Genomic DNA, 11,853 nt, shown 5'->3' on the forward strand with positions numbered 1-11,853 from the left:
CAATCCATCCTATTTCAAATTTGAAGGAGCGATGATTAGAGTGCAGTATACGAAACTAGGAAGATCAGGTCTTCGAGTAAGTCGATTATGTCTGGGTACGATGAATTTTGGCGTAGACACAGACGAAAAGGAATCATTTCGTATTTTAGATGCAGCACTGGATGCAGGCATTAATTTTATCGATACCGCTAATATTTACGGATGGGGCGAAAATGCAGGCCGTACCGAAGAAATCATCGGAAAATGGTTTCAAAAAGGTGACGGACGCCGCGAACGTACGGTTTTGGCTACAAAAGTATATGGCGATATGCATGACGCTCATGACGGTCCTAACCGCGACGCCGGCTTATCCGCGTACAAAATTCGCAGACATTTGGATGGTTCGCTTAAGCGCCTTCAAACGGATCATATAGAACTATATCAAATGCATCACGTTGACCGCAGCGTAAATTGGAGCGAGCTGTGGGGAGCTTTTGAAACGGCCGTTTCGCAAGGGAAGGTTGGTTACATAGGCTCAAGTAATTTTGCGGGTTGGGATATTGCGGTTGCGCAGGGCGAAGCCAAGGCTAGAGGCTCCATTGGCCTTGTGTCCGAGCAGCATAAGTACAACCTGTTATGCCGTTTGCCGGAGCTTGAAGTGCTGCCGGCTTCGAAGGAGCTGGGCCTTGGCGTAATCCCATGGAGCCCGCTAGACGGCGGTTTGCTTGCGGGCAATCATCGCCGCAAGGACGGAGGCCGCCGCAGCGGCGATTCGAAGCGTCTGGAGCAGCACCGTGATCAGCTTGATGCTTACGCGGCGTTTTGCGATGAGCTTGGCGAGCCCGAGGATCTTGTATCACTGGCATGGCTTCTCGCCAATCCGGCTGTGACGGCACCGATTATCGGCGTTCGTACGCTGGATCAATTCGAGCGCTCTCTTCGCGCAGTAGAAATTTCCTTGGATGAATCGGCTCTCAAACGTATTGATGAAATATTCCCCGGTCCTGGCGGAGACGCGCCTCGCGCTTACGCCTGGTAAATGCAAAACGCCCCGTTTCCATTCGTGGAAGCGGGGCGTATTCGATTAAGCAGCGGATCAAATCAATAAATTAAACAGCACGGGGTCCTTGTTCAGCTCTAGAAATTGAAAGCCCTTCTTGGTCATCCGATCGACGAGCGGAGTGTAATCCTCTCTGTGCTTGAGCTCGATGCCAACGAGTGCGGGGCCGTTGTCCTTGTTCGATTTTTTTGTATACTCAAAGCGTGTAATATCATCATTAGGTCCGAGCACGCGGTCGAGAAATTCCCGGAGCGCTCCTGCACGTTGAGGAAAGCTCACCATAAAGTAGTGCTTGTAGCCTTCGTAGATGAGGGAGCGTTCTTTGATTTCCTGCATACGGTCGACATCGTTATTGCCGCCGCTCACCACGCAGACGACGGTTTTTCCTTGAATTTGGTCGCGGTAGGCTTCCAGCGCGGCAATCGGCAGCGCACCGGCCGGTTCGGCTACAATCGCATTCTCATTGTACAGGTCCAGCATGGTTGTACATACTTTTCCTTCTGGCACGGCTATTACATCGTCGAGGAGCTCCCGGCAGATCTCAAACGTCAAATCGCCGATTCGCTTAACGGCTGCGCCGTCTACGAACTTATCGATTTGGTCGAGCGGCGTGACTTCGCCTGCATCGAGCGAAGCTCTTAACGACTGAGCGCCCTCGGGCTCCACGCCGATCACCTTTGTGGACGGCGAGACGATTTTGGTATAGGAAGAAACGCCTGCCGCAAGTCCGCCGCCGCCGACGGTGACGAATACGAAATCGGGTACGGAATCGGCCGCTTCCATCAGCTCTTGACCTACTGTACCGTTTCCTGCGATGATCTTGGGATCGTCGAACGGATGAATAAAGGCCATGCCGCTGCGATTGCTCTCGGCCACGGCTTCCGCATAAGCATCGTCAAAGGTATCGCCGGTCAGTATGACTTCAACCTGAGAGCCGCCAAAGAAGCTGACCTGCGTCACCTTTTGGCGTGGGGTTGTGCTGGGCATATAGATTTTGCCGGGGATACCGAGCGTTTGGCAGGAGTAAGCAACGCCCTGCGCGTGGTTGCCTGCGCTTGCGCATACAACGCCTTTAGCTAAGGTTTCTTGTCCGAGTGAACGCATCAAGTGATAGGCGCCGCGTATTTTGAACGAGCGAACGATTTGCAGATCCTCTCGTTTTAAAAGCAAATTGCAGTTGTAGCGCTCGGACAGCACGCGGTTATATTGAAGCGGCGTACGCGTTATGACATCCTTTAAGTGCATCTGCGCTTGCACGATATCTTCGAGTCCAATACGTTGCAGCGGTACATTGTTCGTGTTCATAGGTGACCTTCCTTTCGGCTTTCGTGGATCAGCAGCATAAATGAATGGATTCATTATAGCATTATCATCGCAAGTAAACGTATCGAAAATCACTATTTAATATTGCAAGGAGGGGTAAGAAATGGGGAGAATTATAAAAAGACTGCTTCTGCTCTTTATTGTCATTCTATTGCTGCTTGGCGGCGCTGCCTGGTGGATGCTGTCCTATATTGCGCCGGATGAGCAGCTTGATCTAAGCTATGAGCCGATTGATGTAAACGAAAAGGTGCTTGCTATGGTCAAGAAATTAAAGCCTGAACTTGTCCTTACGGAGGCGGATATTAACGATTTGATCAAAAGGCATCTGAAGGAAAAGTACGCAAGCGGGGAAGCGGGATCATCATCCGTGGTAATCGCGCAGGATACTCAGCTGGACGGAGCCAGCTTCGAGCTGGAAGAGAAGAAGCTGATCGCGCACATGAACGTTACCTATATGGGGCGAATTCCTGCAGCGCTTGAAGCGGAATATTCACTGGAATGGCAGTCTCCAAACATTGTACTAAGGCCTCAGTCGTTATCCTTAAAAAATACGAGCTTGCCCGTCAACATGCTAGAGACCATTAACGTTCCGCTTGATTTGCCTGCTCAGGACATTGTCACGGTGCGGGATATGCAGTTTTTGAAGGATCAGATTAAGGTACTGTTTAAGCTGCAATTGGAATTACGTTTATAGAATTAGGATCAGAAATAGAATTGAAACGGCAGGTCAAGGAATATACCTTGGCCTGCCGTTTTCTTGTTGTTTTTCGTGCTTGTTGTTAGTTGAATTAGAAAATCGCTAAACCAGCGCTTGCATAACCTGTGGCTGTAATAAATGAATTGACATTCAAATTGAGAATGGTTATCATATATACGAAAGTGATAATCATTATCACTCATGAAGGAGCAATTACATATTGACCTAATGCGGGAGGCAAAGCTTATGGGCTTGCTTTATGAATTGGTTTTGAAAAAACGGAAATCGGCGTTCCTTTTACAAAATCAAAGTAAAAGAAATCAACTTCTAAATGAAAACATACGCCAAATAATGCCCGAGCACGGGAGCAAATATATTGCACAGCAGCTTCAACACACAACAGACTAAAAAATCTTTTTGAAGGAGCAAGAGATATGCAAATTGAAACAAGCAAACCTTGGAATTGGCTGCTCTTTCCCTTCTCATCGGTAAAGGCAGGACCTGACTGCTTGTTTGCCGCTTCAGTCGGTCACGGTATTTATCAAATCGATGCAGAAGGAAGCTGGGAGAAGCTGAGCCTTGGGTTGGACGATAACACCAATGTGAATCGCTTGCAGCTGCAGCATGACTTGCTGCATGCCTGCACAAGCAGCGGGCTTTACGAATGGAACGGCGAAGCATGGGACAATGACGGTTTATCGATCCCATGCTATCAATACCGCAAAATCGGCGGGACCAGCTATGCGGCTACTGAATATGGACTTTGGTCCAAATCGGGCAGCAAATGGGAGCAAATCGCATGCGAAGACAAGAAGGTCTACGATTTTATCAATTTGCCTCAGTATTTAATCATTGCGCATGAGAGCGGTATTTCTCTCTATGATCGTTTTATGGATGACTGGGCGCATTTTGAACTGGAAACGAGTGTTACGAGCTTAGCTGTTTTCAGAGGTCATTTGATCGGCACGAGTGACAAAGGCGAGCTCCTTATTGGAGATAAGAAAGGCAGATTCGATCGAATCCGATTCGGCAAGCCGTTTATTTTTTCGGTGCTTGCCAAAGGAAATGATATTTATGTATGCACGGACCGCGGACTGTTCCAACTCGCCTACATCTGCAATCAAATCACGCTGCTGTCTATTAAGCTGGGATGCCCGGTGACAGACATCGATATGCAGGGCGGCAACCTGTACATGGCGACACTCTTCGAAGGTATTCAAACCATGAATATTTAAAAATATAAAAGCAGGAAGCGGAGGAATGACAGATGCCGAAAGTACTTGTAGTTTATGCAAGCATGACGGGAAATACGGAAGAAATGGCAGAGGCCATTGCAGAGGGGATTAAGCAAGCGGGAGCGGAGGTTGTTCTAAAAGAAGCCTTTGATGCTAGCGCAGCGGAGCTTAATGATTATGACGGCATCATCATTGGAGCCTATACATGGGGAGACGGCGAGCTGCCGGATGAATTTATTGATTTTTACGACGAGATGAGCTCGCTTAATCTTAGCGGAAAGGTAGCAGCCGCTTTTGGTTCGGGAGATACCTCATATCCGATTTATTGCGCCGCGGTGGATATAATTGAGACGAAGCTCAAGGAGCTTGGCGCAGCCATTTCCGCTGAATGCATTAAGTTTGAATACAATGCGTCTGAAGCTGAGAAAGAGCAAGGCCGAAGCCTTGGGCGTCAAATTGCGGGACTTGTAGCGGTAGCAGGATAATCATGAGAGAGGGGCGGCCTTAATAATGGAGCAGATTCCCACGGTATTAAGAGTTGAAGATTATAAGCTGGAAGAGCTGCTGCGCTGCCCCGACCGTTTTGCGAGCAGCAAGAAGGGCCGCAAGCGGGATAGCGACGTAAACTGGAGACAAATGGTTCAATACGCAGCCAGCCACAGCGTAAATGATTTCTACGGACTTCCTGAAGGGGCTCGTACGCAAGCAACGATTGAAGCATCCGTTGAGCATTGGTGGACGAATCGGAATTATAAGTTCCATTCCGACGAGCATTTTTTACAAATGAAGCAGACCGTTAAGGGGCAATTGACCGTTTTTTTACTTGGCGGTTCCTGCCCGAGCATGCCTATTATTTTTTATGAACAGCTAACTGCTTACGTGGATGAGCTTGATTTGGAAATATCGCAAATTTTTCATTTGGTTTCCGTGGACCAAGAAGGCGGCGCTGATGATTATATCGTGCAGAAACTGGTGGTCGATGTGGATGAGGATTCTCTCGATTTGCTTTTTCATATGACGTCGGTGTTTTGCATGAGCGCCTTTGAGAAACTTCCGACACGAATTGAAGTGCTATCCCTTCTCAGCGGTAAAAGGATTGTCTATGTGCCTGATGAGGAATCGCTGGAACGTTCCTATGATTATATGTATTTGATAAAAAGCCTGCTGCCTGATGTCGACTTTTTCAAGGTCAATCCAGGGTCGGCGGTCCAATTCTTAATGTGAATAGACTAATAAATGAATAGAATTTACGTTAAGCCCCAAATGAATTCCGATTGCGGAAGAGTTGGGGGTTTTGTTTTGTTGTAGACAAATGAAACGGTTTTCAAGTAACATGGGCAGTAGTCATTTTTTGCATATTTACACATGGGAATCTAATTTTGTTGAGCAAAAAAACATAGGCATCGAAGTGAGTTTTGCTTTGCAAAACAAAGCTTATGCTTACGAAGAAAGTTTTGCTTCGCAAAACAAAGCTTATGCTTACGAAGAAAGTTTTGCTTTGCAAAACAAAGCTTATGCTTACGAAGTAAGTTTTGCTTCGCAAAACAAAGCTTATGCTTACGAAGTAAGTTTTGCTTCGCAAAACTTTAGAAGGAGAGAGATTCGATTGTCAGAGGAGCTATTACTAACATTCCGTTCACCGCCGCTGCCGTTTTTCATAGAATCAAACCGTTTAACCTATCGCGCTGGCGAGGAGCATCCGAATCGGACGAATCTAGGCGTTTTTGATTTGCTGTTTGTGAATGAAGGGTCGCTGCATGTGGCCGAGGATAACCGAAGATGGACGCTCGGTCCGGGCGATGTCCTGATTCTGAGACCAGATCGTTGGCATTATTCCACGCGTCCTTGCGAGGTGGATACGGTGTTCGACTGGATTCATTTCCAAACGGTCGGAGCATGGGAGGAAACCGTCGGCAATCAAAGCGGCTCGCTGCGAGGCGATTATTATACGTATGCGATACGTTTACCCAAGCAGATGAAGCTTACCTATCCGGATGAGGCCAAGCTGATCTTCTCCCAGCTGCATGAAGCGGCCAAAAGCTCGTCGCATGGCGCATTCTGGGATCGTCAGCAGCGGTTTTTGCATCTGCTGCAAATGCTGGACGAGGGTTGGCGCTCGGATGCTGCCAAAGCAGCGGTATCGGTCGCGGAGCGGGCAGCCGCCTATTTGAAGCTGAATTATCGGAGCCCGATCAGCAACACGATGCTCAGCGATGTCCTACAGCTGCATACTAATTACATTACGCGCTGTATGACGGAGGTATTCGATTGTACGCCGCAGCAATATTTACTTTATTACAGATTAGATCAAGCGAAGCTTCTGCTCATCAAAACCGATTGGACGATCGCGCGGGTAGCGGAGGAAACAGGCTTCCGGCAGACGCCGCATTTCTCGAGACTTTTTGCGTCGCATACCGGTATGCCGCCGCTGAAATTCCGCAAAAGGTTTACGATGTAGGTCATAGCAGGACAAAATGGCGGGAAACGGAGCTGAGGCTTCATTTCCCGCCATTTGTTTATTTTGCTCAGGACATTGCATAATTTTATTGTCTTTAACAGAAACTGGATTCAAACAACGTGTAAAGGGTGGTCGCAATGATTGAACGGTTTTCGTTAACGGCAGAAATTGGAGATATTGTTGAGATGTTTCAAGTAGGAAAGGTTATTCAGGGGCATACAAACCGATTTAATGTAGCGCCTACGCAGACGGTGTCGATTGTCATGAATGATCGATTTGATCAAAGGACGATTCAGGAGTCACGATGGGGCTTGTTTCCTTTCTGGGCAAAGGATGCCGTAAATGCTGATCACAAGACACTGTCCGATAAGCCGTTTTTGGCACGTATGCTGCGGAGACAAAGATGCGTGCTGCCTTGCAGCGGTTTTTTTGGCCAAAAGCAATTTGGAAAAGAACGTGACCCGAGGGCGATGCACATCGTCGTTCCAAGCCAGCAGCTGTTCGGCATTGCCGGCATTTATGATTGCTGGAGAAACGTGAGCGGCAAAGAGGTGCGTGCCTTCACGATGATTACCGCGGCTTCGACGGGAGCGATGTCGGTGTGGCAGCCGCGTGTTCCGGTTATTTTGGACGAGGAAGGCATTGAGGATTGGCTCAATCCTCGAATTACGGAATTCAGCGGACTGCGTAAGCATCTAGAGGCCATGGATTCCTATCTGATGCGCGCATATCCGGTTACGAATGCAGTGCATGATGATCTGTTCGAGTCGCCGGATTGCATCCGTGAGATCCGCCCTGATTTTGCTTAGAGAAGGCTTATCGGCGTCGAGCCGGAGGTGTGAATCCTTAGAAGCATACATTTACGTCAAAAGGTGCCGGTGTTGTATTTCCTACAACACCGGCACCTTTTTTGAATATATAAGAATTTATATGTTTTTACATATAAATGTGCTTATATATCTCCGCGAAACGACTGCTTTGCCACAGAGGACGGCGACAGCCGTTTACGCTTGTTGAGCTACTTTGCGTTCATGCTTATTCATGAGCTTACAGCTCTGAATTGAACATTAAGCGCGTTCGCGCTGAAGTTCTGTCGTTAACAAGGGAACGACCTCGAATAAATCGCCCACGATCCCGTAATCGGCAATACCGAAAATAGGAGCTTCGGGATCTTTGTTGATCGCGACAATGACGCGGGATTGGCTCATGCCAGCGAGATGCTGGATGGCGCCGCTTATCCCGCAAGCAATATAAAGCTGCGGGGTGACGACTTTCCCGGTTTGCCCAATTTGCAGCGCATAATCGCAATAGCCGGCATCGCAGGCACCGCGCGAGGCTCCAACCGCGCCTCCGAGTGCAGCGGCCATTGCTTGCAGCGGCTCGAAGCCGGCTGCGCTGCGAACGCCTCGCCCGCCGGAAACGACGACGTCGGCTTCGGCCAGATCAAGCTGGCCGCCGGCGCGGCGCACGAGGCTGCGCACGGCGGTGTAGAGCGGCGGCACCGTGAACGGAAGCTCCGCGACGGTGCCTGCAGCTTCGGCGGCGTCCAAAGGCTCTGCCGCCGGCAAATTATTCGGGCGCACCGTGATGACCCACGGATGGCCCGGTACAAAGCTGCGCCGCTCGAACGCCTTGCCGGCGTAGAGTGGACGGATGAAGCCGACGTCATCGCCATCGTCAGATGCTTCGATGGCGATGACGTCGGCGATGTGGCCGGCGCCAATGGCTGCGGCCACACGGGGCGCGAGCTCGCGCCCCATAGCGGTGTGGCCGAGCAATAGCGCGTCCGGCTGCACCGCAGCCATGGCTGCGCCAAGGGCGGCGATATACGCCTCGGGCGCAAAGGCGCGGAGGGAAGGGTCGTCGGCGATATGCACGACGGCCGCCCCCCGCGCGATTAGCGCGGCGGCTTCTTCCGCCGCGCCGCCGGAGCAGGCAAGGATGGCATGGACAGCGCCGTCCTTGCCTGCAAGCCGCCGAGCTGCGCCGAGTGCCTCCAGCGCCACCCGGCGGAGCGCGCCGTTCCGGCTTTCGGCAAAAACAAGAATGGTTTTGGACATAGGATGCTGCTCCTCTCCCGTTACTTTTACAACAAATCAAGCTTGCTCATTACAACTAATTCAACCTCTGCCGCACCGCACGAGCACCAACTTATCGAAAAAAGGGATTCCCCGCCGCCATATCTGTATCTACGAACAAGTAACTGTGCAGCTTGCAGCAGGGAAATACGTTAGTCTCTAAGTTGCTGTGCGTCTCCTTGTGCCTACTCTAATGGCGCCCTCAGGTAGCAGTGGAGGTTTGGCTGCAGCAGCACCGTCTGAGATGTATCATAGCCTCGCAAAAAAAACCTCACTCAGCTAACGCGGCTAGACTAACTCCTTATATTTAAGTATCTTAACTACCATTTGATGTGTTATCGCTCCGGAATGGTAGTTAAGTCCCTTAACTACCATTCCGTATTCTTTGCGTACGCTGCATATTGTGCAACAGAAACCTTACATACGACCTCCGATGGTGAGCTGCATTGCAGTTTATACAACGGAAAAGCCTAATAAGCGCCGTTGGAGCCGATTAGCTGCTGGTTCTACTGTACAAACTGCAGCGTAGCCCGGTTCTGTCGGTTCTTATGGGCATTCTATTGCACAAACTGCAGTGTAGAATGTGGGTAAGCTGACCGGTTTGCAGAAGCCTCTAACAAACCAATATTAGTGTGTTTTTCCGTACTTTCGCTCCTGGTAGGTAGTTAAGTCCCTTAACTACCATTCAGTGTTCTTTGCCTACGCTGCATATTGTGCAACAGAAACCTTACATAAGAGCTCCAATGATGAGCTACATTGCAGTTTATACAACGGAAAAGCCTAATAAGCGCCGTTGGAGCCGATTAGCTGCTGGTTCTACTGTACAAACTGCAGCGTAGCCCGGTTCTGTCGGTTCTTATGGGCATTCTATTGCACAAACTGCAGTGTAGAATGTGGGTAAGCTGACCGGTTTGCAGAAGCCTCTAACAAACCAATATTAGTGTGTTTTTCCGTACTTTCGCTCCTGGTAGGTAGTTAAGTCCCTTAACTACCATTCAGTGTTCTTTGCCTACGCTGCATATTGTGCAACAGAAACCTTACATAAGAGCTCCAATGGTGAGCTACATTGCAGTTTATACAACGGAATAGCCTATTAAGCGCCGTTGGAGCCGATTAGCTGCTGGTTCTACTGTACAAACTGCAGCGTAGCCCGGTTCTGTCGGTTCTTATGGGCATTCTATTGCACAAACTACAGTGTAGAGTATGGGTAAGCTGTCGGATTTGCAGAAGCCTCTAACAAACCAATATTAGTGTGTTTTTACTTACTTTCGCTCCTGGTAGGTAGTTAAGTCCCTTAACTACCATCAGTGTTCCGTGCCTACGCTGCATATTGTGCAACAGAAACCTTACATAAGAGCTCCAATGGTGAGCTACATTGCAGTTTATACAACGGAATAGCCTATTAAGCGCCGTTGGAGCCGATTAGCTGCTGATTCTACTGTACAAACTGCAGCGTAGCGCGTTTCTTCCGGTCCTTATAGGCATTCTATTGCACAAACTGCAGTGTAGAATGCGGGTAAGCTGACCGGTTTGCAAAAGCGCTGATATCAGCCCAGCTCAACACTAGTGTGTTTTTCAGTTCTATCGCACTCGCCGAGCCTCGCCAGCGGCAACCCGCGCTCCTCCAAAGGCTCGCCGAGCTCCGCCAGCGTCAGCCCGCGCTCCTCCAAAGCTCGCTGAGCCTCGCCAACGGAAGCCCGCGCTCCTCCAAAGGCTCGCCGAGCCTCGCCAACGGAAGCCCGCGCTCCTCCAAAGGCTCGCCGAGCCTCGCCAACGGAAGCCCGCGCTCTTCCTAAGGCTCGCTGAGCCCTGCCAGCGGCAGCCCGCGCTCCTCCAAAGGCTCACCGAGCCCCGCCAACGGAAGCCGGCGCACCTCCAAAGGCTCGCTGAGCCCTGCCAGCGGCAGCCCGCGCTCCTCCTAAGGCTCGCCGAGCCTCGCCAACGGAAGCCCGTGCTCCTCCAAAGGCTCGCTGAGCCCTGCCAGCGTCAGCCCGCGCTCCTCCTAAGGCTCGCTGAGCCCCGCCAGCGTCAGCCCGCGCTCCTCCTAAGGCTCGCTGAGCCTCACCAGCGTCAGCTCGTGCTCCTCTTAAGGCTCGCCGCGCCCAGCGGCAGCTCCTATCACTCCCCCGCTCAAAGAGGCAGCTTCGCTTCCTCCCGCAGCAGCGACACCAGCGATGCGGCCTGCTCCGCCGGCGCGCCTGGCAGGCGTTTGCCTGCTGCGCGCGGCGGGGGCGGGAGCAGCTTCGAGCGAGAGGTGCGTGGCGAGACGCTTTCCGCGGAGAGCGCACCGCTGCTCACCAGCTCTTGGAGCGTGGCGGTGCGAAGCGGCTTTCGTTTCGCTTTCATGATGCCCGGCAGAGACGGATAGCGAGGCTCGTTTAAGCCCTGCTGGGCTGTAATGAGCGCAGGCAGCGGGAGCGATACGGTTTCGGTATCGCCTTCGATATCACGCTCAACGAGCGCAAAACGCACGGCGCTTGATGCGCCAGCTTCAAGCAGTAAGCCCTCTTTTGGCAGAGAGCTGAGCTCGTCAGCGGTCAGGATCGTGAGTTTAACGGCGGAGGAGGCATGGGGCAGCCCCAGCCGCTCCGCGATCTGCAAAGCGACGCTGCCAGCGCCGCTGTCTACCGCAAATAAGCCGGCCAGCAGCAGGTCGGGGGAGAGCGGCTTGATGATGGCAGCAAGCGCAGCGGCAACCGCGCTTCCGTCATCCGGCAAGGACCCGCTGTCGAGCCGTATCGCTTCGTCCGCGCCGATAGCGAGCGCGGTGCGGAGCGCATCCTGGGAACGCTCCGGGCCGCAAGTGACGGCAATGACCTCGCCCCCCAGCCGTTCCCGCTGGCGGAGCGCCTCTTCAAGCGCATATTCATCGTAAGGATTGATGACGAATTTGGCGTCTTTCTCATCGACGCCCGCAGCGGTTACTATGATTTTCTCCTCGGTATCAAACGTTTGCTTGAGAAGCACCAATATTTTCAGCATAGAAGCTCCCTCACTTATACCGACATTTTGAAGACATGTTG

The 11,853-nt window shown here is 51.2% G+C and carries 10 protein-coding genes; 7 read left to right on the forward strand and 3 right to left on the reverse strand.

Annotated elements, in window-relative coordinates; genetic code table 11:
• Positions 1-40: 40 nt before the first annotated feature.
• Entirely contained in the window at positions 41-1,018 is a 978-nt protein-coding gene (locus RCO25_RS16855; RefSeq protein ID WP_308997309.1) for an aldo/keto reductase, read from the forward strand.
• A 57-nt stretch (positions 1,019-1,075) separates the two neighbouring features.
• Here the strand turns inward: RCO25_RS16855 and ilvA are convergent, their stop codons facing one another.
• Complete coding sequence (gene ilvA / locus RCO25_RS16860) at positions 1,076-2,344, reverse strand: threonine ammonia-lyase IlvA (protein ID WP_308997310.1); 1,269 nt, start codon at positions 2,342-2,344, stop codon at positions 1,076-1,078.
• A gap of 121 nt (positions 2,345-2,465) precedes the next feature.
• Between ilvA and RCO25_RS16865 the strand changes: the two genes are divergently transcribed.
• The 6 genes from RCO25_RS16865 to RCO25_RS16890 all read left to right on the forward strand — a co-directional run bounded on the left by RCO25_RS16865 (position 2,466) and on the right by RCO25_RS16890 (position 7,561).
• Entirely contained in the window at positions 2,466-3,056 is a 591-nt protein-coding gene (locus tag RCO25_RS16865; RefSeq protein ID WP_308997311.1) for a hypothetical protein, read from the forward strand.
• Between the two features lie 437 nt (positions 3,057-3,493).
• Positions 3,494-4,294: a hypothetical protein gene (locus RCO25_RS16870; RefSeq protein WP_308997312.1), complete on the forward strand. Its 801-nt coding sequence runs from the start codon at positions 3,494-3,496 to the stop codon at positions 4,292-4,294.
• 32 nt (positions 4,295-4,326) lie between these two features.
• Positions 4,327-4,779 carry a flavodoxin gene (locus RCO25_RS16875; RefSeq protein WP_308997313.1) on the forward strand — a complete coding sequence of 151 codons (453 nt, stop codon included), beginning with the start codon at positions 4,327-4,329 and terminating at the stop codon, positions 4,777-4,779.
• 25 nt (positions 4,780-4,804) lie between these two features.
• Complete coding sequence (locus RCO25_RS16880) at positions 4,805-5,518, forward strand: hypothetical protein (protein WP_308997314.1); 714 nt, start codon at positions 4,805-4,807, stop codon at positions 5,516-5,518.
• Positions 5,519-5,900: 382 nt separating this feature from the next.
• The gene (locus RCO25_RS16885; RefSeq protein ID WP_308997315.1) at positions 5,901-6,752 is read left to right on the forward strand and encodes an AraC family transcriptional regulator; all 852 of its coding nucleotides are present in this window, start codon (positions 5,901-5,903) and stop codon (positions 6,750-6,752) included.
• Positions 6,753-6,889: 137 nt separating this feature from the next.
• Complete coding sequence (locus RCO25_RS16890; RefSeq protein WP_308997316.1) at positions 6,890-7,561, forward strand: SOS response-associated peptidase; 672 nt, start codon at positions 6,890-6,892, stop codon at positions 7,559-7,561.
• 258 nt (positions 7,562-7,819) lie between these two features.
• Here the strand turns inward: RCO25_RS16890 and RCO25_RS16895 are convergent, their stop codons facing one another.
• Positions 7,820-8,812: an electron transfer flavoprotein subunit alpha/FixB family protein gene (locus RCO25_RS16895; protein ID WP_308997317.1), complete on the reverse strand. Its 993-nt coding sequence runs from the start codon at positions 8,810-8,812 to the stop codon at positions 7,820-7,822.
• A 2,148-nt stretch (positions 8,813-10,960) separates the two neighbouring features.
• On the reverse strand, positions 10,961-11,812 hold the full coding sequence (locus RCO25_RS16900) for an electron transfer flavoprotein subunit beta/FixA family protein (RefSeq protein ID WP_483874712.1): 852 nt from the start codon (positions 11,810-11,812) through the stop codon (positions 10,961-10,963).
• Positions 11,813-11,853 lie beyond the last annotated feature (41 nt).

Source organism: Paenibacillus sp. LHD-38 (assembly GCF_031157315.1).
GTDB lineage: Bacteria > Bacillota > Bacilli > Paenibacillales > Paenibacillaceae > Pristimantibacillus.

Bases quoted from the DNA above. Each gene is read 5' to 3' on its own strand.
- ilvA (WP_308997310.1), bottom strand. From the start codon at position 2,344: ATGAACACGAACAATGTACCGCTGCAACGTATTGGACTCGAAGATATC.
- RCO25_RS16865 (WP_308997311.1), top strand. From the start codon at position 2,466: ATGGGGAGAATTATAAAAAGACTGCTTCTGCTCTTTATTGTCATTCTA.
- RCO25_RS16870 (WP_308997312.1), top strand. From the start codon at position 3,494: ATGCAAATTGAAACAAGCAAACCTTGGAATTGGCTGCTCTTTCCCTTC.
- RCO25_RS16875 (WP_308997313.1), top strand. From the start codon at position 4,327: ATGCCGAAAGTACTTGTAGTTTATGCAAGCATGACGGGAAATACGGAA.
- RCO25_RS16880 (WP_308997314.1), top strand. From the start codon at position 4,805: ATGGAGCAGATTCCCACGGTATTAAGAGTTGAAGATTATAAGCTGGAA.
- RCO25_RS16890 (WP_308997316.1), top strand. From the start codon at position 6,890: ATGATTGAACGGTTTTCGTTAACGGCAGAAATTGGAGATATTGTTGAG.
- RCO25_RS16895 (WP_308997317.1), bottom strand. From the start codon at position 8,812: ATGTCCAAAACCATTCTTGTTTTTGCCGAAAGCCGGAACGGCGCGCTC.
- RCO25_RS16900 (WP_483874712.1), bottom strand. From the start codon at position 11,812: ATGCTGAAAATATTGGTGCTTCTCAAGCAAACGTTTGATACCGAGGAG.